Raw genomic sequence first — 23366 nt, 5'->3', positions numbered from 1 at the left:
CAACGCCGTTCCGCGGGCATCGTGTTTGCTAGCTGGTCTGTGATGGCACACCTACCCGACCTCCAACCCGGCTGGCATGAGCCCCTGGGTTCCCTCGCCCGCGACGGCGGCGTCAACTTCGCTGTTGCCAGCGAGCACGCGACGCGCATCGAGCTCTGCGTCTTCGACGGCGAAGGCCAGCGCGAGCTGCGCCGCTACACGCTGGACGGCCCGCATGACGGTGTCTTCCACGGCTTCCTGCCCGGCGTCGGCCCCGGCCTCGTCTACGGCATTCGTGCCCACGGCCCCTACGCGCCGGAGCTGGGCCACCGCTTCAACCCGCACAAGCTGCTGCTGGACCCCTGGGCGCGCGAGATCGTCGGCCACTTCGGCTGGCGCGCCGAGCACCATGGCTACGAGCTGGGCCACCCGGACGGCCCGCGCTCGCTGGACACACGCGACAACGCCACCCAAGCGCTGAAGGCGCGCGTGCCGCCGCCGCCGGTCGCCCACGCCCGCGCCCACAAGCCGCGCCGCGCGCCGGCCGAAGTCGTGCTCTACGAGGTCCACGTCAAGGGTTTCTCCAAACTGCTGCCCGGTGTGCCGGAAGAGCTGCGCGGCACCTACGCCGGCCTGGCCCACCCCGCATCCATCGCTCATTTCAAGCGCCTGGGCGTGACGACGCTGTCGCTGCTGCCGGTGCAGTACTGCATCGACGAGCCCCACCTCGCCGAGCGCGGCCTGCACAACTACTGGGGCTACAACACGCTGGGCTTCTTCTGCCCCGACCCGCGCTGGGCGAAGGCCGAGCATCGCCAGGACCCGACCGCCGTGACGGCCGAGTTCCGCCAGATGGTGAACGCGCTGCACGACGCTGGCCTGGAGGTCGTGCTCGACGTCGTCTACAACCACACGCCCGAGGGCAACGAGTTCGGCCCGACGCTGTCTTTCCGCGGGCTCGACAACATCACCTGGTACCGGCTCGCTGCCGACGACAAGAGCCGCTACGAGAACCTCACCGGCTGCGGCAACACCGTGCGCTGCTCCCAGCCCCGCGTGACCCAGTTCGTGCTGGACTCGCTGCGCCATTGGGTGGCCGAGATGGGCGTCGACGGCTTCCGCTTCGACCTCGCCCCCGTGCTCGGCCGTACGCGCCAGGGCTACGACGCAGGCGCCGCCTTCTTCACCGCGCTGCGCCAGGACCCGGTGCTGGCCGGCGTGCACCTGATCGCCGAGCCCTGGGACGCGGCCTACGACGGCTATCAGGTCGGCCGCTTCCCGGGCCGCTTCCTGGAATGGAACGACAAGTTCCGCGACGCCGTGCGCGGCTACTGGCTGGGTGTGGGCACGGGCCGCGGCGAGTTCGCGCGCCGCTTCATGGCCTCCAGCGACGTCTTCCACCACGGCCGGCGCCTGCCGACGGCCTCGGTCAACTTCGTCGCCGTGCACGACGGCTTCACGCTGGCCGACCTGACGAGTTATTCCACCAAGCACAACCACGCCAACGGCGAGGACAACCGCGACGGCCGTGACGGCGAGCTGGCGGCCAACTTCGGCGCGGAAGGCCCGACGGCTGACGCCGCCATCAACGCGCTTCGCGAGCGCGTGCGCCGCGCGCTGCTGGCGACCACCCTGCTGGCCCAGGGCACGCCCATGCTCTGCGCCGGCGACGAGATCGCCAACAGCCAGGGCGGCAACAACAACGCCTACTGCCAGGACAACGCGACGACGTGGTTGAACTGGGACCAGGCCGACTTCCGGACAACCGAACTTGTCGCCGAACTGCTGGCCCTGCGCGCCACCGAGCCGCTGCTGCGCCACCCGCGCTGGTTCGCCAGCGGCCCCGGCGAAGCCAGCATCGCCTGGTACGCCCCCAGCGGCCACGAGATGACGCCGCATGAATGGCACGACGCCGGCCAGCGTGCCTTTGGCGCCCAGCTGCGTGAGGCTGACGCCGCTACGCCGCGGCTGATGATCGTCTTCAACCCCGACCCGGCGCCGCTGCCCTTCCTGCTCTGCAACGGGCCCTGGCAGCTCGTGCTCGACAGCAGCGGCGAATCGGCCGCGCCGCTCGTTCTTCCCGGCCAGCCGCTCAGCGTGCCGGCCCGCTCACTCGTCGTTCTGCGTCACGTATGAATCTCAATCAACGCTCCTCCGGTGTGCTGCTGCACATCACCTCGCTGCCCGGCCCGCATGGCATGGGCGACTTCGGCCCTGACGCCTATCGCTTCGTTGACTGGCTGGAGTCTGCGGGCCAATCCATCTGGCAGCTGCTGCCGACGACGCCCATCGGCCCCGGCGACAGCCCCTACCAGGGCGTGTCGGCCTTTGCCGGCAGCCAGTGGATGGTGGCGCTGGAGCCGCTGGTCGCCAAGGGCTGGTTGACCCAACCCGAAGTGCCGCACTTCCACGGCGAGCGTGTCGACTACGGCGTCGTCACGCCCTGGCGCGAGCAGCAGCTGCGCGCTGCGGCTGCGGGCTTCTTCGCCAACGCGGCAGATGCCGACCGCATCGCCTTCGCCAAGTGGTGCCTGGAGGCGCAGAGCTGGCTGGACGACTACGTGCTCTTCATGGCCATCCGCTCGCCGCTGAACGGCCAGCCGTGGTGGGAATGGAGCGAAGGCCTCAAGAAGCGCGAGCCCAAGGCGATTGCCAAGGCCCGCAAGGACTACGCCGACGAAATCGCCTTCTGGCAGTTCGTGCAATGGCAGTTCGACGTGCAGGGCGGCGCGCTCAAGGCCTACGCCAACGAGCGCGGCGTGCACCTGATGGGCGACCTGCCCATCTTCGTCGCCCACGACAGCGCCGACTGCTGGTCGCGCCCCGACCTCTACGAGCTGGACGAGAACTTCCAGACCACCGTGGTGGCCGGCGTGCCGCCCGATGACCTTGGTCCGCTCGGCCAGCGCTGGGGCAATCCGCTCTACCGCTGGGACAAGATGGCCGAGGAGAACTACGCCTGGTGGACGGCGCGCATCCAGCGTGCGCTGAGTCAGGCTGACGTCTTTCGCATCGACCATTTCCGCGGCTTTGCCGGCTACTACGAGATCCCCGCCAGCAGCCCCGACGCCAAGCAGGGCCAGTGGCTGACCGGCCCCGGCATGGCGCTGTTCGATGCCATCAAAAAGGCGCTCGGCCCGCTGCCCATCGTGGCCGAGGACCTGGGCTTCATCACCGATGACGTGCACGAACTGCGCGACGGCTGCGGCTTCCCCGGCATGAAGATCCTGCAATTCGCCTTCGGCGCCGAGGGCGACCACGAGTTCCTGCCGCATATGTGGCCCACCGCCTCGGTGGCCTACACCGGCACGCACGACAACGACACCGTGCGCGGCTGGTGGGAGCAGGCCAAGCCCCGCGAGCGCCAGTTCGCCGGCTCGTACCTGGCCTGCGGCGACCACGACATCCACTGGGCCATGATCCGCGCCTGCGCCAACTCGGTGGCCAACATCGCCGTCTATCCACTGCAAGACGTGCTGGGCCTGAACGGCAGCCACCGCATGAACGTGCCCGGCGTGCTGGGCGGCAACTGGGGTTGGCGCTTCCACTGGGACTGGATAGGCAACGAGCCGACGCGGGTGCTGGGGCTCATCACGGCGGCCTCGGGGCGCGGGCCGTTCGAGTTGTTGCAGCTGCCTTGATTCAGCGATGAAGCTCCCCGTGAATCGGGGGAACCCCTGTCAGGCCTATCCCTTTAGCATCGCGCACGTTTGAACGGGGCCTCTGCCCCGACCACAAAAGGGACAGATATGCAATTGAAGACTCTCGCCGCCGCCGTAGCCCTGCTGGCTTCCGGCCTGGCCTCTGCCACCACCGTCTACAACGCGGGTGCCTACACGGTCACCTACGACGAAACGGCGGCCTTCAACTCCTTCAGCAGCTGGTCCAGCAGTGGCAACGTCTTCGGTTTCGAATGGTCGGTGACCAATCTTGTTTCCGTCAGCAATGCCGGCGGTTCCGCGGTGTCGGTGTCGTTTGCGTTGCCCAGCTTCACGCTGACCGCGAACTCCGGCTATGCGCTGGGCGGCACGTTGGTGAGTACCCTCGGCAATCTGGTCTACGCCGAGTTCGCCGGTTCGACCGGCCTCACCGCCAATGCAACCTTGAGCGTGAATGGTGTGGATTTCGTCCTGCCGACCGCGCCTCTGGGCAAGACCCCCACGGTCGCGCCTTTCGGGTACTTCTCGGGCACCAGCAGCCAGGCTCTGACCGGGGTCACGAGCATTGAAGTTAAGGACGCCTGGATCACGTTGACCGCCAGCGCCGGCAGCTTCGCGGGCATCAGCGGCCAGCCGCAGAACAAGCTGAGCTTCGCGTTCGAGGCTGCGCCGGTGCCTGAGCCCGAGAGCTACGCACTGCTGCTCGCCGGTCTGGGCATCGTGGGCTTCCTGGCCCGCCGCCGCCAGCGTTGATCGCGCCTCGCGCCAATTGAAAAGGGCCCCTCGGGGCCCTTGTTCTTTTCAGCGCGAAAGTTCCAGGATCAGCGGGCTGCGCGCCGGCACACGGATCGTCGTGCCAATGGTGAATGAATCGCCGCCCAGCACGTCACGTGCGCGGTAGCCCACCGCCAGACGTTCGGCGAAGCGCGCGGTGGGCAGGTCAACCGCCTTGCCGGTCTTGTTCAGCGCGACCATGACGGTGCGGCCTGCGTCATAGCGGAAGAACACATAGACGCCCTCCAGCGGCGCGAACTGCATCAGCGCGCCGTCGTGGATGACGGTCGCGCCCTTGCGCCAGGTGAAGAGGCGGCTCACCCAGTCCTGCATGTCGCGCTGCTCGGCTGTCAGCCCGGCTCCGGTGAACGCGTCGACCGTGTCGCCCTTCCAGCCCCCCGGCATGTCGGCGCGCACGCGGCCGTCGTCGCGTTCGGTGGGGCTTTGCATGAGCAGTTCGCTGCCGTAGAAGAGCTGCGGRATGCGGCGTGTCGTGGCCAGGTAGGCCAGCGCGATCCTGGTCAGGCCGACGTCGTTCTTCAGCAGCGAGAACAGGCGAGGCGTGTCGTGGTTGYCATCGAAGAGGACGAGGTTGGCCGGGTCGGGGTAGACGAAGTCGTGCGCCAGTCCCTCGTAGAGCTTGGTCAGGCCGGTGTGGGCGCCGTCGTCCTCCAGCAGCGCCGCGAGCAGGTTGGCCTGCATGGGGAAGTCCATCATGCTGGGCGCGTGGGACACATAGCCGTCGTGGTTCTTCTTGCCGCGCTGCCAGTAGGACACGACGGCGGGATGCGGGCTCCACTCCTCACCGACGATGTTCAGGCGTGGGTACTCCTGCATGACGCGGGCCGACCAGCGGCTCAGGAACTCACGGTCGCTGTACGAGTAGGTGTCGGTGCGCAGCCCGGACAGGCCGTAGCTCTCTATCCACCACAGCGTCATCTGCGTCAGATAGGTCGCCAGCTCGGGGCGGCGCTGGTTCAGGTCGGGCATGGCAGGCACGAACCAGCCGTCGGTGAAGCGCTTGCGGTCGTTCGCCGACGCGTACGGGTCCTGCAGCGTCATGCGCGCATGGTGCGTCTCGGTGTACTGCGGCCAGGCGTTGACCCAGTCGGGCGCGGGCAGGTCCTTCATCCACCAGTGGCCGGCGCCGATGTGATTCAGCACGATGTCCTGGATGACGCCCACGCCTTTTGAGCGCGCCTCGGCCACGAAGGCGCCGAAGTCGTCGTTCGTGCCGAAGCGTGGGTCGATGCGATAGAAGTCGGTCGCTGCATAGCCGTGATAGCTGTACTTGGCGCTGTTGTTCTCGACCAGCGGCGTTGGCCACACCTGCGTGAAGCCCAGGCCGGCGATGTAGCCCAGGTGCTGGCGCAGGCCGGCCAGGTCGCCGCCGTGGCGGCCGCCATGGTCCTTGCGGTCGACGCCTTCCTTCATGTCGGTCTGCCTGCCGCTGCCACCCTGGGCAAAGCGGTCGGGCACGACCAGGTAGATCGCGTCCTTCGGGCCGAAGCCCTGGCGCTCCGCCGAACCCGGTGCGCGAGCCATCAGCGTGTAGCGCAGCGGCTTGCCGGCCACGGACAGCACCAGTTCACCGGGCTTGGTATTCGGGCCGATGTCGAGGTCGACGAAGAGGTAGTTGGCGCTGGTGACGCGGTGGCTGGCCTTGAGCGTCACGCCGGGGTAGGGCGTGAGCGTGGGCTGGGCGTCGGCGATGCCGGGCGCGTGCAGCATCAGTTGCAGGGATGTGTCGCGCATGCCGACCCACCAGTTGGGCGGTTCGACACGGTGGGCCGTCTCGGCGGCCATAGCGGGCAGAGTCATCAGCAGGGAGGTGGCGAGGGTGATGAGGGCTTTCATGGGACGCCTTTCAGCGTTCGGTGACGTCCAGCACGAGGGCGGAGCGCGGCGCCAGGCTCAACGTTCGGCCCAGCTCGTGGCGCTCGCCGCTGATGACGTCGCGGCCAGCGGAGCGCGCCGTCAGCTGCTCGGCAAAGCGCCGGGTGTCGATCTCGGTCGTGGCGGTGTTCTTGTTCAGCACCACCATCACCTTCTGCTTGTCCGTGGTGCGGAAGTAGACGTAGACGCCGTCCAGCGGGTTGTAGTGCATCAGCTTGCCGTGGTGGATGGCCGGTGCGGACTTGCGCCAGGTGAGCAGCTTGCGCAGATAGCTCTGGGCGTCGCGCTGCGCATCGGTGAGGCCACGGCCCGAGACGGCGTCGACCGTGTCGCCGGCCCAGCCGCCGGGGAAGTCCGAGCGCACGAGGCCGTCCGATCGCTCGATGGGGCTCTTCATCAGGATCTCGCTGCCGTAGAAGAACTGCGGCGTGCGCGCCGTCGTGGCGATGAAGGTGATGGCAATGCGGTTCAGGCCGGCGTCCTCGCCCACGGCCGAGAAGATGCGGTTGGTGTCGTGGTTGCCCTCGAACAGCACCATGCGCGTCGGCTCGGGGTAGAGGGCGTCGTTGGCCATGGCCTCGTAGAGCTTGCCCCAGCCGGTGCCGTAGCCCTTGTTGTCGGGCTCCATCAGCGCCTCGCGCAGCCAGTAGTGCAGCGGGAAGTCCATCATGCTGGGCATGTGCGACACATAGCCGTCGTGCTTGGGTTTGCCGGCCAGCCAGTAGTTCACCTGCAGCGGGTTGGCGGTCATCTCCTCGCCCACCAGCGTGAGCCTGGGGTACTCGCGCATGACGGCGCCGGACCAGCGCGCCAGGAAGGCCTTGTCGGAGTACGGATAGGTGTCCACGCGCAGGCCGCTGAGGCCAGCGTCCTCCACCCACCAGATCGCGTTCTGGATCAGGTAGCGCTCCATCTTGGGCTGGCGGCCGTTGAGGTCGGGCATCGTCGGCACGAACCAGCCGCCGGCAAAGCGCTCGAGGTCGCTGGGCGCCGTGTAGGGGTCGATCTGCGTGACGTGGCGGTGATTGGTCTCCGTGTACTGCGCATGCTGGTTGACCCAGTCGCGCGAGGGCAGGTCGGCCATCCACCAGTGACCCGAGCCGATGTGGTTGGGCACGATGTCGTGGATGGTGCCCAGGCCCTTGGCGCGGGCCTTGGCGACCAGCGCGCGGTAGTCGTCGTTCGTGCCGAAGCGCGGGTCGATCTTGTAGAGGTCGGTCGGCGAGTAGCCGTGATAGCTGTACTCGGGCTGGCGGTTCTCCACCAACGGCGTGGGCCAGAGCTGCGTGAAGCCCAGGCCGGCGATGTAGTCGAGCTTGTCGGCGATGCCCTGGATGTCGCCACCGTGGCGGCCGTCGGCGTTGATGCGGTTGACCGGGTCGCCGAGCTTGCCGGCGTTGTCGTTGGCCGGGTCGCCGTTGGCGAAGCGGTCGGGCACGACGAGGTAGATCGCGTCGCGGCCGTCGAAGCCCTGGCGCTGGGCCGAACCGGGTGCGCGGGCGCGCAGCGGGTAGGCCTGGCTGGCGACCACGGTCTTGCCGTCGGCGGCGATGAAGTCGAGAGTCAGCGTGCCGGGCTTGGCGCTGTTCGCAATGTCCAGCGCGACGAACAGGTAGTTGTCGCTGTCCAGGCGGGTGCTGCCTTTGAGGCGCACGCCAGGCACTGGTGCGTGCAGCCTGGCCTTGGCCTTGGCAATGCCGGGCGCATGCACCATCAGTTCAAGCTGGGTGTCGCGCATGCCGACCCACCAGTGCGGCGGCTCGATGCGCTCGACGTCGGCGGCCCAGGCGGGGGCGGAACAGATCAGTAGCGCGGCGAGCAGGCTGCGGGTGAGGTGTCGGTTCATGTTCAGTTCAGCGAGTAGACGCGCACGGAGAGCGGCGGCAGCGCGGCGCGGGCGCCGGCCTTGGGGTAGATGGCGCGAGCGCGGGCCGGCAGGTCCAGCGTGGCTGACGCGTCGCCGTAGTTGATGGCCACCAGCAGGCGCTCCTTGCCGTGCACGCGCTGGAAGGTCCAAAGGTGGCCGTCGACCTTGTCGGCCTCGTAGCGGCCCAGCGTCAGTGCGGGCGACATGCGGCGCAGCGCGATCAGTTCGCGGTAGAAGTTGAACAGCGAGGCCCGGTCGCGCTGCTGGCTCTCGGCGTTGTTCTTGCTGCGGTTCAGCGCCAGTGGGCGGAAGGGCTGCGGGTTCGTCGAGAAACCGCCAGCCGCCGTCCAGCTCATCGGCGAGCGCAGCGGCGCATCGTCCTTGGCGTCCTTGCCGTCGATGCCAGCCAGGCCGATCTCCTCGCCGTAGTAGACAAAGGGCGTGCCGGGCAGCAGCAGGTAGCTCGCAGCCGCCAGCCGGTAGCGGGCCTCGTCGCCGTGCAGCTGGTCCCACACGCGCTGGCCGGTGAAGATGTCGTGGTTGTGCAGGAAGGTCGCCATCGTCGGGGACATGGCACGGTAGTAGTCGGCCAGCTTCTTCACGGCTGCGGCATCGCCCTTGGCGGCCTTCATCAGCTCGTAGTTCTGGTTGAAGGCGAAGGCGCCGCCGCACAGCTCCGGCTTGCCGTAGGCAATGGGCTCGGCTGTGGCCTCGCAGACGACGTAGCGGCCGGGGTAGCGCTTGATGAGGTCCTGGAAGCGCTTGGTCAGCACGCGGCTTTCGGGCTGGTCGTTCCAGTCCTTGGCGTTGTTCTCGATCAGGTGGGGCACGGCGTCCAGCCGGTAGCCGTCCAGCCCGCGGTTGAGCCAGAAGCGCAGCGAGTCCTCGTGGTACTGCACCACCGCTGGGTTGCGCATGTTGAAGTCGGGCATGTGCGGGCCGAAGGTGCCGAAGAACACGTCTGGCGCGCCGGGCCTTGGCGGGGGCAGGTCCTTCAGCTCGCCGGGCCAGTCCCAGGGCTTGGTGGCGGCGTCGTACCAGGGGTATTTGCCCCAGATGTCCCAACCCGGGCCGGGGTTGGCGTCCCAGACGAACCAGCTGCGCCAGGGGCTGTTGCGGTCGGCCACGGCCTGCTGGAAGGGCGGGAACTGCCAGGACGCATGGTTGATGACGTAGTCCATGACGATGCCGATGCCGCGCTTGTGCGCCTCGCGGATCAGCTCGTCGAAATCGGCCAGCGTGCCGTACTGCGGTTCGACGGCGCGGAAATCGGTCGTCGCGTAGCCGTGGTCGTGGTCGGAGCTGGCGGTGATGGGCATCAGCCACAGGCCGCTGACGCCGAGCTTCTTCAGGTAGTCCAGCCGGCTCGTGAGCCCGCGCAGGTCGCCGATGCCGTCGCCGTTGCTGTCCTGGTAGCCGCGCACGAAGACTTCCATGAAGACGCCTTGCTGCCAGTTGGCCGGCAAGGTGCTGGCGCGCGGCTGGGCGGGCACGGGGCGGGTGTCGATCTGGGCTTGCGCGGTGGTGCCGGCAAGGGCGAGCGCGAGGGAGAGGAGGAGTCGCATGGGCATGCTTTCAGCGCGGATGCGTGTGGGCGCGCGGCGATGACGCGGAGGCGGGCGAGGGCCGACGAATCTGGTCGAGGCGGGCGGCGATGTAATCAAACTACTTATCCGATTGACGCCGAGCATACCGAGATGCAAGAGTGCAGCGATAGCGGGATTTCGATAAATGTAGTTTTGCTACTATCACGGCAATGACAAGGAGACAAGCCATGACGCCTCGCCCCAAGCTGTTAGTGCTGCTGGGCCTGACGCTGATCGCCGCAGCCGCACGGGCGGGCGATCTCGACGACTGCAACGCGCCGGTGCCGCTGCCGCTGCCCGCCGCCAGCGCTTCGGCCGAGGCCTATTGGCTGGACGCGCGCACGCTGCAATGGCCGGGGCTGAAGCTGCAGGCGGGCGAGCGGCTGCGCCTGCATCACGCGCGCGCAGCGGGACTGCGGGCAGTGACGGATGAGGTGGTTGCGGGCGGCGACGGGGCGGTCGAACTGCAACCGAGCGCCAACGCGCTGCCGCTGCGTTTCCGCTTCATCGGCGACGGGCCGCGCTTTGCGGTGAACGGCGTGGACGTGGCTGCACTTTTGCGCGAGCAACTGCTTCTCGTGCACGAGACGGCGGACGGCCGCGTCATGGCGTCCACCGGCGTGCAGACGCCGGGCGCACTGGACGACCTCTACGCCGCCGCTGGAGGCCTGAGCGACCTTGGCGCCAACCCGACCCAGGCGCGGACGGGCTTCGCCGTCTGGGCGCCGACGGCCCAGCGTGTGCTGCTGTGCCGCTACGGCGGCGCGGAGTCGCCCGCCGTCGCCGCCGACGCGATGCAGTTCGACCCCGCCACCGGCGTGTGGCGCGCCACGCTACCGGGCGACCTGGGCGGCCAGGCCTACCGCTACCTCGTCGATGTCATCACGCCCACGCATGGCCGCGTGCGCAACCTCGTCACCGACCCCTACTCAGTGGCGCTGACGGCCGATTCGCAGCGCAGCGTCGTTGCCGATCTCGCCTCGGCCGCGCTCAAACCCCGCGGCTGGGACGCCGTGCCGCGCCCGACGCGCGTGAAGGCGGCCACGGACCAGCTCATCTACGAGTTGCATGTGCGCGACTTCTCCGTCAGCGACGCGACGGTGCGCCCCGCCTGGCGCGGCAAGTACCTGGCCTTCACCGAGGGCTCGTCCAACGGCATGAAGCACCTGAAGGCGCTCGCCAGGGCAGGGATGACTGACGTGCACCTGCTGCCCGTCTTCGACCTCGCCAGCGTGCCCGAGCGCGGCTGCAAGACACCCACCGTGCCGAACGCGCCCGCCGACAGCGAGGCACAGCAGGCCGCCGTCATGGCCCTGGCCGCTGACGACTGCTTCAACTGGGGCTACGACCCCTGGCACTTCAACGCGCCCGAGGGAAGCTTCGCGACCGACCCGCTCCAGCGCGTTGTCGAGTTCCGCTCGATGGTGATGGCTCTGCACCAGGCCGGCCTGCGCGTGGGCATGGACATGGTCTACAACCACATGGCCGCGGCCGGCCAGGCACAGAAGTCCGTGCTGGACCGGCTCGTGCCCGGCTACTACCACCGCCTCAACGCCAAGGGCGCCATCGAGCGCTCCACCTGCTGCGACAACACGGCCACCGAGCACCGCATGATGGCCAAGTTGATGATCGACTCGGCGGCGCTGTGGGTGCGCGAGTACCGCATCGACTCCATGCGCTTTGACCTGATGGGCCACCAGCCGCGCGAGGCGATGGAGAAGCTACAGAAGCGCGTGAACGCCGAAGCCGGCCGCCCGGTGCAACTGCTGGGCGAGGGCTGGAACTTCGGCGAGGTGGCTCACGGTGCGCGCTTCCAGCAGGCCTCGCAGCTGAGCTTGAACGGCAGTGGCATCGGCTCGTTCAGCGACCGCGGCCGGGATGCCGCACGCGGTGGCAACGCAGGCGAGGGCGGCGACGACAGCGTGCGCAACCAGGGCTGGCTGAATGGCCTGGTGTACGCGCCCAATGCCTTGTCGAACTCGAAGCCGGAAGAACTGCTGACCGCCGCCGACATGATCCGCGTCGGCCTTGCCGGCTCGTTGCGCGGCTATGAGCTGACAACCTGGCGTGGCGAAACCAAGCGCCTCGATGCCATCCTCTACGGCGGCGACCAGCCGGCCGGCTTCGCGTCCGAGCCCGGCGAGGTCGTCAACTACGTGGAGAACCACGACAACCAGACGCTGTTCGACGTCAACACGCTGAAGCTGCCGCTGGCGACCAGCCGCGAGGACCGCGCCCGCGTGCAGATGCTGGGCGCGGCGCTGGTGGCCTTCAGTCAGGGCATCGCCTACTTCCATGCCGGCCAGGACATCCTGCGCAGCAAGAGCCTGGACCGCAACAGCTACGACTCGGGCGACTGGTTCAACCGGCTGGACTGGAGCTACCAGAGCAACCACTTCGGCACCGGCCTGCCGCCCAAGCAGGACAACCTTGGCAAGGACGGCTGTGACTGGGCGCTGGCCCGCGAGCGGCTGGCCGACCCTTCAATAGCCCCCGGCCCGGCCGAGATCGCCTGGGCCCGCGACGTCTTCCGCGACCTGCTGCAGATCCGCGCCAGCACGCCGCTGCTGCGCTTGAGCAGCGCCGCCGAGATCAAGAAGCGCTTGAGCTTCCCTGGCAGCGGCCCGGGCCAGAACCCCGTGCTGGTGGCGACGCGCATAGACGGTCGCGGCATGGGTGGTCACAAGGCGGTGCTGACGCTGATCAACGTCGCGCCGACCGCCCAGGCGCTGGTGCTGCCCGATGAGGCCAAGGCGCGCTGGGCCTTGCACCCGGTGCAGCGCCGGGGCGCGGACGAGCGCGTGAAGCGCGAGGCGCGCTTCCAGGCCGGCCGGTTCGAGGTGCCGGCGCGCAGCGCGGCCGTCTTCGTGCTGGATTGACTAGCGCGAATCCTCCGGCCTGAACTTCAGGCCATAGCGCTTGAACAGGCGCTCCACGCTGCCGTCCGCCAGCAGCGCGTCATGCGCCTGCTGCAGCCGCGCCTTCTCGGCCTCGGTGATGCCGCTCTGTGCGGCCAGCCAGACGTCGGCAGACTCCAGCGCCAGCCCCGTCTGCAGCAGTGCGACATTGCGGCCGCTGCGCCGCCAGGCGTCGGCGTGGATCAGTTCGCTGCCGTAGAGGGCGTCGACAAGGCCGCGCTCCAGCGCGCGCTGCATGTCGGCAACGCTGGTGGATTGATAGACCCGCGCAAGCGGCACGCCTTGCTTCTGCAGCTGGTCGAGGTTGGACGAGGCGCGCAGGCCGGCGATGCGCAGGTTGCGTGCCTGCTCGATGCTGTCCACGCGCGGCTTGCCTGCCAGCGTGATGAAGCTGAAGCGCTGCGCATAGAGCTTCACCAGCCACTGGAAGCGCGCCTCGCGGTCGGCGGTGCGGTTGAGCGGCACGATCAGCGTGCGCGGCTTCTCGCCCGCCAACAGCATGGCGCGAGCCCAGGGGAAGAACTCCGGCTGGGTGGCCAGTTCGGCCTGCTTGAGCATTACCTCCACCAGGTCCAGCAGCACGCCGCGCTGGCCTGCTTCGCCGGGCATGGTCATCGGCGGCAGATCGCTGGTGACCAGCGTCAGCGGGAGGTGCGGGGTCTGGGGCTGGGCTGCCGGCTGTGCCACTCCGGGCAGGATCAGCGCAGGCAGGGTGGCGAGGGTGGCGCGGCGGGTGGATTGCACCGCAGCATCGTCTCAGCGTCGCGCTAACGCTGCAAGTGCGAGGCAGGTGGGTGATCGAACCGGACATGCTGCGCAGCAAGAGCCTGGGCCTTAGCGCGCGCGAGCGTGGGGTGTGCAGCTAGGCGATGTTCGTCAGGGCACGCGTGTCGAGAACATTGTTCTATGGTGACTTCATAAAGATACAAAATCCTTTTAAGTCATGATCAATGACTTCTTTTGAAGTCAATGAAATAGAGAAATTCAAATCAAGAATTACGCGTATCAGTGTGTTCAAATAAGATCATTGATGGAAATTAATGATATTGGTGGCTTTTTATGAAGACATTGATTGACTCGACAGCCGATGAGCTGATCGCGGCGCTGGGTGAAGACATCAAGCGCTTGCGGCTGGACAAGAACGTCGCCCAGCTGGACCTGGCGAAGCAGGCAGGCATCTCGCGCACGGCCCTGGTGAACCTGGAGAGCGGCGCCGGCGCCACGTTGGGCACGCTGGTGCGCGTGCTGCGCGTCCTGGGCCGCGAGGGCTGGCTGGCCACGCTCGCGCCCAAGGTCACCGTCAGCCCCATCGACGTCATGCGGCTGGGACATCAGCGGCAGCGGGCCACGGGCGAGCGCCAGCCGCCCGTGGCCGGCAAGCCCCTGCGCCCGAGCGACAACTGACCATGGTCACCGCCAGGAAAGCCGCGAAGAAGAGGTCGGCACCGTTCAGGCCGGTCGACGCCATCGACGTCTACTGCTGGGGCGACGAGGTCGGGGCCGTCGCGCTGGACCCGCGCCTGGGCTGCTACGCCTTCCAGTACTACCCGGCGTGGCTGCGCGCCGGCATCGAGCTGGCGCCGCTGCAGATGCCCATCGGCCGCGGCGCGGCGCCCTTCGCTTTCCCCGACCTGAGCCGCGACACCTACTACCGCCTGCCGGCCATGCTGGCCGACGCGCTGCCCGACAAGTTCGGCAACGCGCTAGTGAACCGCTACATGGCCGAGCGCGGCTACCCCGTCGCAGCGGTGACGCCGCTGGACCGCCTGGCCTACCTGGGCCACCGGGCCATGGGCGCCCTGGAGTTCCGCCCCGCGCGCGGCCTGGCGACGCGCAAGCCCACCGCCATCAACCTGGCCGAGCTGGTCACCACGGCCCGCCAGGCCGTCCACGGCGAGCTGGAGGGCGATGAAGAAACCAGCCTGGCGCTGCGCAACATCATCGAGGTGGGCACGTCGGCCGGCGGCGCCCGCGCCAAGGCCGTCATCGCGCTGAACCCGACGACGCGCGAGATGCTGTCCGGCCAGTTCGAGGCGCCAGAGGGCTTCCAGCACTGGCTGCTGAAGTTCGACGGCATCGGCGGCGACGACGCCCTGGGCACGCCGGGCCACTACGGCCGCATCGAGTACGCCTACCACCGCATGGCGCTGGCCGCCGGCATCGCCATGACGGCCTGCGACCTGCTGGAAGAGAACGGCCGCGCCCACTTCATGACGCGCCGATTCGACCGCCACGACGGCAACGGCAAGCACCACGTCCAGTCGCTGTGCGCCATGTCGCACCTGGACTTCAACCTGCGAGGGGTGAACGCCTACGCGCAGCTCTTCCAGGCCATGAAGCAGTTGGCGCTGCCCTATGCGCAGCTTGAAGAGGCGTTCCGGCGCATGGCTTTCAATGTGATGGCGCGCAACTGCGACGACCATGCCAAGAACTTCGCCTTCATCCTGCGCCGCGGCCAGCCCTGGGCCCTGGCGCCGGCCTACGACGTCACCTTCGCCCACAACCCCAGCAGCATCTGGACCAGGCACCACCTGATGTCGGTGAACGGCAAGGTGGATGGCTTTTCAGTCGGCGATCTGATGGCAGAAGCAGAGCGCTTCGGCATAGGCACGGCGCGGGACGTCATCGCCCAGGTTGCCGGCGCGGTCGCCGGGTGGCAGGAGCATGCGGAGGAGGCAGGGGTGCCGGAGGCCATCACTGCGGATATCGCGTCAAGGCACATCCGGATCTAGGGGCGTGCTGGCGCCAAAGCAAAAGGGCTTGGCGAATCGCCAAGCCCTTGGTCTTTCGTGCAGCCTGGATGTCAGTCGCGACGGAGGCGACGTGCGCCGGCCACGAGACCCAGACCCAGCGCCGCCAGCGCCGCGCTGCCCGGCTCCGGCACCGCCGCAGCCGTCACGTCGAACGTCAGGGTGCCGCTGACCCACTGGCCTTCTGCCACTCCGGGAGCAAAGTCATTGAAGTCCTCGCTGAACACGATGTACAGCTTGCCATCGGCACCTGCGGCGAGCCCGAGCCCGGTCAGGTCCAGCGAGCCGGTGTAGCTGCCGCTGCCGCTGAAGCCGGCGAGCGCATCGGGGGAAAACGTGACGAGGTCCGCGCCGCTGGAGTTGCCGAAGCTGACCAGCATTTCCGACAGGCTGCTGGGCGCGAAGGCGTTCAGCGTCACCGTCCAATCGAGCGAGTTCAGCACGGCGTTGGCACCGATGTCGATGAGCCAGCCCGTGTTGCCAGCTTCGACCAGCCGGTTGAAGCTGTTCGCGCCGCTGACGTCCACGACAACTGTGGCAGCGTTGGCGGTGAGTCCGGCGAAGGCGAGGGCGGCCGCAGCGGCCAGGCGTTGGAGTGACTTGTTCATGGCTTGGGTTCTCAGTTGGATGCGGCAGGGCGGACGACGAAGACGACGGCCGTGCGGGCCGGCACGTTGAAGGCGCCGGTCGTGCGGTCGAACGTGGCTGCGCGAGCGCGCTGGTCGGCGGTGTGCGCCGGGTGCAGTTCCAGTGCGTGGCCGGCCAGCGTCGGCAGGGTCAACTGCTTGGCGGTCTTGTCGACGTTGATCAGGTAGACGAGCTCATCGAAGTTGGCGCCCGGGTAGCCCACGCCATTCAGGCGGCCGACGAGCACCGTGGCCTCTTGCGACGAGCCGGTGTTCAGGAAGGTCAGCCGCGCCTTGATGTCCTCGGCCGTGCGCAGGCGCAGCAGCGTGGTGCTCTTGCGGATCTTCAGCAGGTCGCGGAAGGCGTCGCGCGTCCAGGCGATGTCGTTGGCGTGGGGCTTGATCAGCGCATTGGCCAGCAGCGGCCGGGCCAGCGCCCAGTTGTCGGCGTTGTCGCGCGAGGGCGGCAGGCCGGCGCCGAAACCGTTGTCCTGGTAGCTCCAGTCCAGCCGGTTGAACCAGTCGCCGCTGTCGTAGCTGTTCCTGTCGAGCGACTTGCTGCGCAGCGTGTCGGTGCCGGCATGGAAGTAGGCCACGCCCTGGCTGAAGGCATTGATGGCATTGGCCAGGATCTGCACGCGGGCGCGGTCTTCTTTGCTCGTGGTTGTCGGCAGGCGGAAGGCGTTGTTGTCGAACAAGGTCAAGTTGTCGTGGTTCTCCACGTAGTTGACGACCTCGCCCGGCTCCAGCACCCAGCCGGCCGGGATGCCGCCGACGTCGATCTGGTCCAGGCGCAGCGTTGCGTCCCAGCTTGTCTGCATCTGGAAGCTGCGGATGGAGCCGGCCAGTGTCGCCTTCAGGCGGTCGGCGAACCACATCAGCTCGCCGCGGCTCTGGCCGGAGGCGCTGGCGTTGCTGTCGTAGAAGAAGCCGTTGACATAGCCCTGGTTGGCGACGACGGCGTTGCCGCTGTCGCAGCAGCCGCCGCCGCGCACCGCGTCGCGGATCAGCGGGTTGAAGCTGCCGATGCCGGAGCCGTTCAGCGACAGCATCTCGGCCTGCACGAAGCGCGCGCCGTTGGCCACTTCGCCGAAGTTCCAGCCCTCGCCGACGATCTGCACCTCGCGGCCGGTGGCGAGCTTGACGCGGGCCTTCAGCGCCTCGATGACCGAGCGTGGGTGGTGGCCCATGATGTCGAAGCGCAGCGAGCTGATGCGGTAGTCACGCGTCCAGGTGACGGCCGAGTCCATCATCAGCTTGGCCATCATCAGGTTCTCTGACGCGGTGTTCTCGCAGCAGGTCGAACGCTCGATGCCGCCCGTGGCGTTGTAGCGGAAGTAGTAGCCGGGCACGACCTTGTCGAGCACCGAGGTGGCGTTCTGGCCGGACGAGGTCGTGTGGTTGTAGACCACGTCCATGCCCACGCGCAGGCCGGCGGCGTTGAGGGACTGCACCATGCGGCGGAACTCGACGACGCGGGCGAGCGGGTCGTTGGCGTTGCTGGCATAGCTGCCGTCCGGCGTCGTGAAGTGGTGCGGGTCGTAGCCCCAGTTGAAGCAGTCGGTGCCGGCGGTGGTGGCCACTGTGGCTTGCTGGGATTCGCTGTCGGGCGTGCCGCTTGGCGAGGGCGTCGTGCAACTCTTCTCGTTGACGCTGGCGATGTCGAAGACCGGCAGCAGGTGCACGTCGGTCAGGCCGGCGGCGGCCAGGGCCGTGAGGTGCTTCATGCCGTTGGAGCCGCTCTCGGCAAACGCCAGGTACTTGCCGCGTTTGGCGGCGGGCACGGTGGCGTCGTTGATCGAGAAGTCGCGCACGTGCAGCTCATAGATGCTCAGGTCCGACGGCGCGGCCACGGTGGCGGGCGGGGCGCTCTGGTCCCAGCCATTGGGCTTGGTCGCCTGTGCCTGCAGGTCCATGACGACGCTCTGCTGGCCGCCCATCGTCAGGCCCAGCGAGTAGGGGTCGGTGACGAGGTTCTTCACCAGGCCCGTGCCCTTCACGAAGACCTGCACCTGGTAGCGGTAGATGGCGCCCTGCAGATGGCCTTGCTTGGTCAGGCTCCACACGCCGGTGGCGACGTCGCGCGTCATCGGCTCAGTGGTCGTGCGGGTCAGCCCCGAATTGCCCAGGGCGGTCGTCAGCACCAGGGACACGGTCTGCGCGGTCGGCGCCCACAGCTTGAAGCTGGTGTTGCCATTGCTGGCGGCGGCGCCCAGGTCGGGCACGTTGTTGGCCGCGGCGTAGAGATCGTCCAGCGCGCCGGCAATCTGTGCGGTGGTGGCGTTCTGCACCTTGCCCGCCGCGTCCTGCTGCACGAGCACGAGCTGCTGCTGGTGCAGCGCGGGCAGGCGGGCCATGTCAGCGCTGCGCACGCCGAACACGGCGCCGTTGCCGACGTACTTGAAGCGCAGCGCATCGGCGGCCGGCGCGGTGCCGGTGAAGGGGTCCAGCGTGATGAAGCCGTCGGCGCCTTGCACTTGCGCGTCCGCGGCGACGCTGATCTGGCCGGTGGCCGAGTGGTAGAGGCGCACGACGCCGGAGGCGGTGACGCGTGGCCACTTCACCAGCGTCTTGTTCAGCCACACGGCGCGCGCGTCGGTGCTGGAGACGCTGCGCAGGTCGGGCGGCGCGAAGTAGACGGTGGCGTCGCGCTCCACCAGCCAGATCTGGCCGACCTGGTTCTGGATGGTCAGCGCGGCGAAGTCGACGCGGATGTTGTCGTTGCGGCCGTCCTTGTCGTTCTCGTTGGGCGACAGGCCGTGGATGATGAATTCCAGCGCCTTGCGGTTCACATCGCCTTGCGGGTTCAGAACGGGGATGTCGAACACGACCTCGCCGTCGACGGCCGCATAGCCGGCCATCGCGCTCAGCGGCACGGGCTGGCCCCAGTTCTCGATCTGTACGCCTGTCGGCAGCGCCGGTGCGTTCAGCCCGCTGCCGTTCCACAGGTGCAGGCCCCAGTTGGCGTAGCCGCCGTCGAAGCGCTTGTAGTGCACGCGCACGGTCTTGATGTCGGGTGCGGCCAGCAGCAGCGGGTTGCTGGCGTAGTTGACGCCGTCGCCTTGCAGCCGCCAGATCTCGTTGGCACCGGCCTGCAGCACATAGCTCTGGTCGGCGCCGCCGTTGTCCTTGTTGTCGCCGTTGTGCAGCAGGAAGCCCACCGAGCCGCTGCCCGAGGCCAGTGGCACGTCGTAATAGACGCCGAAGTCGTCGCTGCCGGCCGCGTTCCAGCCGCCGTTCCAGTTCGGGCTTTGCGCGGCGTTCCAGGTGTGGATCTGCCAGCCGGCATGGTTGCCGTCGCTGCGGCGGTAGTGCACGCGCAGCGACGTGGCCGGCTCGGCGGGCGAGGCTACGGCGGCGATCCTGGCGCGGGGCAGGGCGACCGCAGGCACGCCGGCCAGCAGTTCAACGCCGATTTCATCCGCCGCTGCTGCCGTGCCGATGCTGCTCGTCGGTCCTTGTTGTGGGACCTCCGCGGTGCCGCCGCCACAGGCCGCCAGCAGCCCGCACATGCCGAGCGTCGCCGCCCCCAACACCCGCCGCGCCTGCCGCGCGAAACCGTCTGCCCATGCCTTCATGCCCGTGTCTCCTTGAATTTGCGTGCATGCTATTGGAGTAAAACTACATATCCAAGTTGGTGGAATCCCGGTGGACTTTGCGAAATCACCGTGAGGCAATCCACATATTGACCGTGAATTGACATGATTTCTACCAACAAATGTAGTTTTGCTTCGTGTGTTGTGGCGCTGAGGAGCGGCGCGGCTTTCCTGTTCCTGGCGTTGGCCCTGGCGGCCTGCGGAGGAGGCGGCGGGGGTTCAACCACCCCCGCGCCCGACCCCTCACCCATCCCGCCCGCCGGCCTGGACGTCGGCAACGAGACCGGCTTCCAGAAGGTCTTGTCTGCCCAGCCGGCCAGCCCCGCCGCCAGCGCACCCGGCGGCGCGACGACGACGCTGACCATCCATTACCGCCGCACGGCAAGTGACTACACCGGCTGGCAGCTGCACCACTGGAACGCCGCCGCCGCCGTGGACTGGGGCGCGGGCCGCAATGCCGACGCGACCGACAGCTTCGGCGCCGTCTACAACGTGCCGCTGGCCACGCAGACCGGCAGCGTGGGCTACCTCTTCCACAAGGGCGATGACAAGGACCACGGCGGCACCGACCAGACCTGGGTGCTCAAGGCCGGCGCCAACGAGATCTGGCGCGTGCAGGGCGACAACGCCACCTACACCGCCAACCCGCTGAGCAGCACCGCGCCCGACATCACCACCGTGCGCGTGCACTACAAGCGCTTCGACGGGAACTTCGCCGCCTGGGGTCTGCACCTGTGGGGCGGCAGCGGGCTGGACGCGGCGCGCCTGCCTTCGGGCACCACCGTTGGCGACTGGCCCAACCCGGTGGCCTTCAGCAAGCTGGCCAGTTACGCGGCCGTCAACGCCGGTGAAGTCGTCTTCGACCTGCCCGTGCTCAACCCCAAGGACGACGCCTCGCGCAAGTCGCTGGAGTTCATCGTCCACGGCGTCTCGCCCAACCAGGACAACAAGGATGGCCGCGCCGACAACGTCCGCGTCGACTTCGGCTCGCTGACGATCAAGAGCCAGCTCGCCGAGGTGTGGCTGGTGCAGGGTGACGCCACGGTCTACCCCGCCGCGCCCGACACGCGCAGCGTCTCGACGACGGACGCCAAGGCCTATTGGCTGACGAAGCAGCTCATCCAATGGCCGCAGGTGGACGCCGGCGGCACGTTCAAGCTCTACCACTCGGCCACGGCGCAGATCACCGCCGTCAAGGATGGCAAGGTGGCCGGCGCGGACGGGGCCATCACGCTGGATCGCTTCACCGGCAGCCTGCCCTCGGCTGTCGCCACGCGCTTCAAGTTCATTGCCAGCGGCGTCGTGCTGACGGTGAAGGATGCCGACGCCGCCCAGCTCGGCGAGCTGCACAAGAAGCAACTGCTGCTGGTGCAGGAAGACGCCTCGGGCAATGTGCAGAACGCCACCAGCGCCCAGACCCCCGCCGCGCTGGACGAGCTCTACGCGGCGGCCGCCAACGTCAACGACCTGGGCGTCAAGATCGCCGGCGGCCAGACCACCTTCAAGCTCTGGGCGCCCACGGCCCAGAAGGTCACCGTCTTCACCTACGACAGCAGCACGGGCGACGCCAGGACCATAGACGCGCTGGCCTTCGACGCCGCCACCGGCGTGTGGAGCGCGGCCAAGGCGGGCGACCTGTCCGGCAAGTACTACCGCTTCGCCGTCGAGGTCTTCGTGCGCGGCAGCGGCATCGTGCGCAACCTCGTCACCGACCCGTACTCCGTCAGCCTGACGACCGACTCCAGGCGCAGCTACATCGCCGACCTGGGCGCGGCCAACCTCAAGCCTGCCGGCTGGGATGGCGCGCCCACGTCCACCAAGGTCGCGGCGCAGACCGACATGGCCATCTACGAGCTGCATGTGCGCGACTTCTCGGCAAACGACGCGACCGTCAGCGCAGCCAACCGGGGCAAGTACCTGGCGTTCACGGAGAGCGGCTCCAACGGCATGAACCTGAAGGCGCTGGCCGATGCCGGCCTGACCGACGTGCACCTGCTGCCTGTCTTCGACCTCGCCTCGGTGCCCGAAAGCGGCTGCACAACGCCGACGCCGTTCGGTGCGGCCGATGCCGAAACCCAGCAGGCCGCCGTCTCGGCCACGGCCAGCAGCGACTGCTTCAACTGGGGCTATGACCCGTATCACTACAACGCGCCCGAGGGCAGTTACGCGAGTGAAGCGGCCGACGGTGCCAAGCGCATCGTCGAGTTCCGTCAGATGGTGCTGGGCCTGAAGAACGCCGGCCTGCGGGTGGGCATGGACGTTGTGTACAACCACACGACGGCATCGGGCCAGAACGAGAAGTCCATCCTGGACCGCATCGTGCCGGGCTACTACCACCGCCTGGACGCGGCCGGCAAGGTCACCACCTCGACCTGCTGCGACAACACCGCCACCGAGCACCTCATGATGGGCAAACTCATGAGCGACTCGGTGCTGCAATGGGCGCGCGACTACAAGCTCGACTCCTTCCGCTTCGACATCATGGGGCACCAGCCGCGCGCGGTCATGGAGGCGATGAAGGCGCGCCTGAAGACGGCCCTGGGCCGCGACGTGCAGCTGATCGGCGAAGGTTGGAACTTCGGCGAGGTGCAGGACGGCGCCCGCTTCGTGCAGGCCACGCTCTACAGCCTCAACGGCTCGGGCATTGGCAGCTTCAACCCCATCATTCGCGACGCCGTGCGCGGCGGTGGCTGCTGCGACTCAGGAGCCGCCCTCGTCAGCAACCAGGGCTTTGTCAGCGGCCTGTTCTACGACCCCAATGCCTCGGGCGCCGGGCGCAGCAAGACCGACCTGATGTGGGTGGGCGACCAGCTCAAGGCCTCGCTCGCCGGCAGCCTGCGCAGCTATACCTTCACGACGCACTGGGACGCGACGGTTACGGCCGAGAGCCTGGGCAACAACATTGGCTGGAGCAGCCAGCCCGACGAGGTCGTCAATTACGTGGAGAACCACGACAACCTGACGCTGTTTGACGTGCTGGCCCTGCGCCTGCCCACCGCCACCAGCCGCGAGGACCGCACCCGCGTGCAGCTGCTGGCCAACGCCATCAACGCCTTCAGCCAGGGCGTGGCCTATTTCCATGCCGGCACCGACCTGCTGCGCAGCAAGTCGCTCGACAGGAACAGCTACGACAGCGGCGACTGGTTCAACCGCATCGACTGGAGCGCGCAGGACAACTACTTCGGCACCGGCCTGCCCAGTCAGGGCGACAACGGCGCGGACTGGGCGCTGCTCAAGCCCTTCCTCATCAACACCACCATCAAGCCGGCGCCGGGCGACATCGCCTGGATGCGCGACGCCTTTCGCGACCTGCTGAAGATCCGCGCCAGCTCCACGCTATTCCGGCTGCGCACGGCCGATGACATCAAGGCGCGGCTGAAGTTCCTCAACACCGGCTCGGGCCAGAACCCCGTCGTGCTGGCCGCCACGCTGGACGGCAATGGGTACGCGGGCGCCGGCTTCAAGCGCGTCGTCTACCTGATCAACGTCGACAAGGCCGCGCAGACGCTGACGGCGGCCGGCGAAATCGGCCAGGCGCTGGCGCTGCACCCGGTGCACCGCGCCGCCGGTGCCGCCGACCAGCGCGTGGCCACCGGCGCCAGTTTCGACCCCGCCACCGGCCGCTTCACGCTGCCGGCGCGCTCGGCCGTCGTCTTTGTATTGCCCTGACTTGCCCAGGCGGCCTGCATTCGCGGGCCGAGCGCCGGGCCTGCCA

13 protein-coding genes are annotated in these 23366 nt (G+C 68.2%); 7 read left to right on the top strand and 6 right to left on the bottom strand.

Annotation, left to right across the window (positions count from 1 at the left end; translation table 11 throughout):
* Window positions 1-42: 42 nt before the first annotated feature.
* The 3 genes from glgX to ACXRVZ_RS20410 all read left to right on the top strand — a co-directional run bounded on the left by glgX (window position 43) and on the right by ACXRVZ_RS20410 (window position 4391).
* Complete coding sequence (gene glgX, locus ACXRVZ_RS20420) at window positions 43-2115, top strand: glycogen debranching protein GlgX (protein ID WP_457427457.1); 2073 nt, start codon at window positions 43-45, stop codon at window positions 2113-2115.
* The gene (malQ, locus tag ACXRVZ_RS20415) at window positions 2112-3620 is read left to right on the top strand and encodes a 4-alpha-glucanotransferase (protein ID WP_457427455.1); all 1509 of its coding nucleotides are present in this window, start codon (window positions 2112-2114) and stop codon (window positions 3618-3620) included. Before glgX ends, malQ begins: the two co-directional genes overlap by 4 nt.
* A gap of 108 nt (window positions 3621-3728) precedes the next feature.
* Window positions 3729-4391, top strand: a complete 663-nt coding sequence (locus ACXRVZ_RS20410; protein WP_457427453.1) for a PEP-CTERM sorting domain-containing protein — start codon at window positions 3729-3731, stop codon at window positions 4389-4391.
* 48 nt (window positions 4392-4439) lie between these two features.
* On the opposite strand, the gene ACXRVZ_RS20405 is transcribed toward ACXRVZ_RS20410, so the two are convergent.
* From ACXRVZ_RS20405 to ACXRVZ_RS20395, 3 genes are read right to left on the bottom strand one after another with little or no spacing between them, the layout of a single operon-like run.
* Window positions 4440-6269 (bottom strand): glycoside hydrolase family 13 protein, encoded by a 1830-nt coding sequence (locus tag ACXRVZ_RS20405; RefSeq protein WP_458232766.1) that lies wholly within the window; start codon window positions 6267-6269, stop codon window positions 4440-4442.
* Window positions 6270-6279: 10 nt separating this feature from the next.
* The gene (locus ACXRVZ_RS20400; RefSeq protein WP_457427449.1) at window positions 6280-8154 is read right to left on the bottom strand and encodes a glycoside hydrolase family 13 protein; all 1875 of its coding nucleotides are present in this window, start codon (window positions 8152-8154) and stop codon (window positions 6280-6282) included.
* A gap of 2 nt (window positions 8155-8156) precedes the next feature.
* On the bottom strand, window positions 8157-9740 hold the full coding sequence (locus ACXRVZ_RS20395) for an alpha-amylase family glycosyl hydrolase (RefSeq protein ID WP_458232765.1): 1584 nt from the start codon (window positions 9738-9740) through the stop codon (window positions 8157-8159).
* 209 nt (window positions 9741-9949) lie between these two features.
* Here ACXRVZ_RS20395 and ACXRVZ_RS20390 point away from each other — a divergent pair, with 209 nt between their 5' ends.
* Window positions 9950-12640, top strand: coding sequence for an alpha-1,6-glucosidase domain-containing protein (locus ACXRVZ_RS20390; protein WP_458232764.1), 2691 nt, complete (start codon window positions 9950-9952; stop codon window positions 12638-12640).
* On the opposite strand, the gene ACXRVZ_RS20385 is transcribed toward ACXRVZ_RS20390, so the two are convergent.
* Window positions 12641-13423 carry a substrate-binding periplasmic protein gene (locus ACXRVZ_RS20385; RefSeq protein ID WP_457427443.1) on the bottom strand — a complete coding sequence of 261 codons (783 nt, stop codon included), beginning with the start codon at window positions 13421-13423 and terminating at the stop codon, window positions 12641-12643.
* 315 nt (window positions 13424-13738) lie between these two features.
* Between ACXRVZ_RS20385 and ACXRVZ_RS20380 the strand changes: the two genes are divergently transcribed.
* A complete protein-coding gene (locus ACXRVZ_RS20380) occupies window positions 13739-14083 on the top strand; it encodes a helix-turn-helix domain-containing protein (protein ID WP_457427441.1) in 345 nt (114 codons plus the stop codon).
* 2 nt (window positions 14084-14085) lie between these two features.
* Complete coding sequence (locus tag ACXRVZ_RS20375; protein WP_458232763.1) at window positions 14086-15411, top strand: type II toxin-antitoxin system HipA family toxin; 1326 nt, start codon at window positions 14086-14088, stop codon at window positions 15409-15411.
* 71 nt (window positions 15412-15482) lie between these two features.
* On the opposite strand, the gene ACXRVZ_RS20370 is transcribed toward ACXRVZ_RS20375, so the two are convergent.
* Complete coding sequence (locus ACXRVZ_RS20370) at window positions 15483-16037, bottom strand: PEP-CTERM sorting domain-containing protein (protein ID WP_457427437.1); 555 nt, start codon at window positions 16035-16037, stop codon at window positions 15483-15485.
* Window positions 16038-16048: 11 nt separating this feature from the next.
* Window positions 16049-19633, bottom strand: a complete 3585-nt coding sequence (gene pulA, locus ACXRVZ_RS20365; RefSeq protein ID WP_458232762.1) for a pullulanase-type alpha-1,6-glucosidase — start codon at window positions 19631-19633, stop codon at window positions 16049-16051.
* Between the two features lie 123 nt (window positions 19634-19756).
* On the opposite strand from pulA, the gene ACXRVZ_RS20360 reads away from it, so the two are divergent.
* Complete coding sequence (locus ACXRVZ_RS20360; RefSeq protein ID WP_458232761.1) at window positions 19757-23320, top strand: alpha-1,6-glucosidase domain-containing protein; 3564 nt, start codon at window positions 19757-19759, stop codon at window positions 23318-23320.
* Window positions 23321-23366 lie beyond the last annotated feature (46 nt).

Source organism: Roseateles sp. P5_E8, assembly GCF_054177665.1.
This window is presented reverse-complemented; position numbering and strand designations above follow the sequence as displayed.

Bases quoted from the DNA above. Each gene is read 5' to 3' on its own strand.
- pulA (WP_458232762.1), bottom strand. From the start codon at position 19,633: ATGAAGGCATGGGCAGACGGTTTCGCGCGGCAGGCGCGGCGGGTGTTG.
- ACXRVZ_RS20380 (WP_457427441.1), top strand. From the start codon at position 13,739: ATGAAGACATTGATTGACTCGACAGCCGATGAGCTGATCGCGGCGCTG.
- glgX (WP_457427457.1), top strand. From the start codon at position 43: ATGGCACACCTACCCGACCTCCAACCCGGCTGGCATGAGCCCCTGGGT.
- ACXRVZ_RS20360 (WP_458232761.1), top strand. From the start codon at position 19,757: ATGATTTCTACCAACAAATGTAGTTTTGCTTCGTGTGTTGTGGCGCTG.
- malQ (WP_457427455.1), top strand. From the start codon at position 2,112: ATGAATCTCAATCAACGCTCCTCCGGTGTGCTGCTGCACATCACCTCG.
- ACXRVZ_RS20400 (WP_457427449.1), bottom strand. From the start codon at position 8,154: ATGAACCGACACCTCACCCGCAGCCTGCTCGCCGCGCTACTGATCTGT.
- ACXRVZ_RS20390 (WP_458232764.1), top strand. From the start codon at position 9,950: ATGACGCCTCGCCCCAAGCTGTTAGTGCTGCTGGGCCTGACGCTGATC.
- ACXRVZ_RS20395 (WP_458232765.1), bottom strand. From the start codon at position 9,740: ATGCGACTCCTCCTCTCCCTCGCGCTCGCCCTTGCCGGCACCACCGCG.
- ACXRVZ_RS20370 (WP_457427437.1), bottom strand. From the start codon at position 16,037: ATGAACAAGTCACTCCAACGCCTGGCCGCTGCGGCCGCCCTCGCCTTC.
- ACXRVZ_RS20410 (WP_457427453.1), top strand. From the start codon at position 3,729: ATGCAATTGAAGACTCTCGCCGCCGCCGTAGCCCTGCTGGCTTCCGGC.
- ACXRVZ_RS20375 (WP_458232763.1), top strand. From the start codon at position 14,086: ATGGTCACCGCCAGGAAAGCCGCGAAGAAGAGGTCGGCACCGTTCAGG.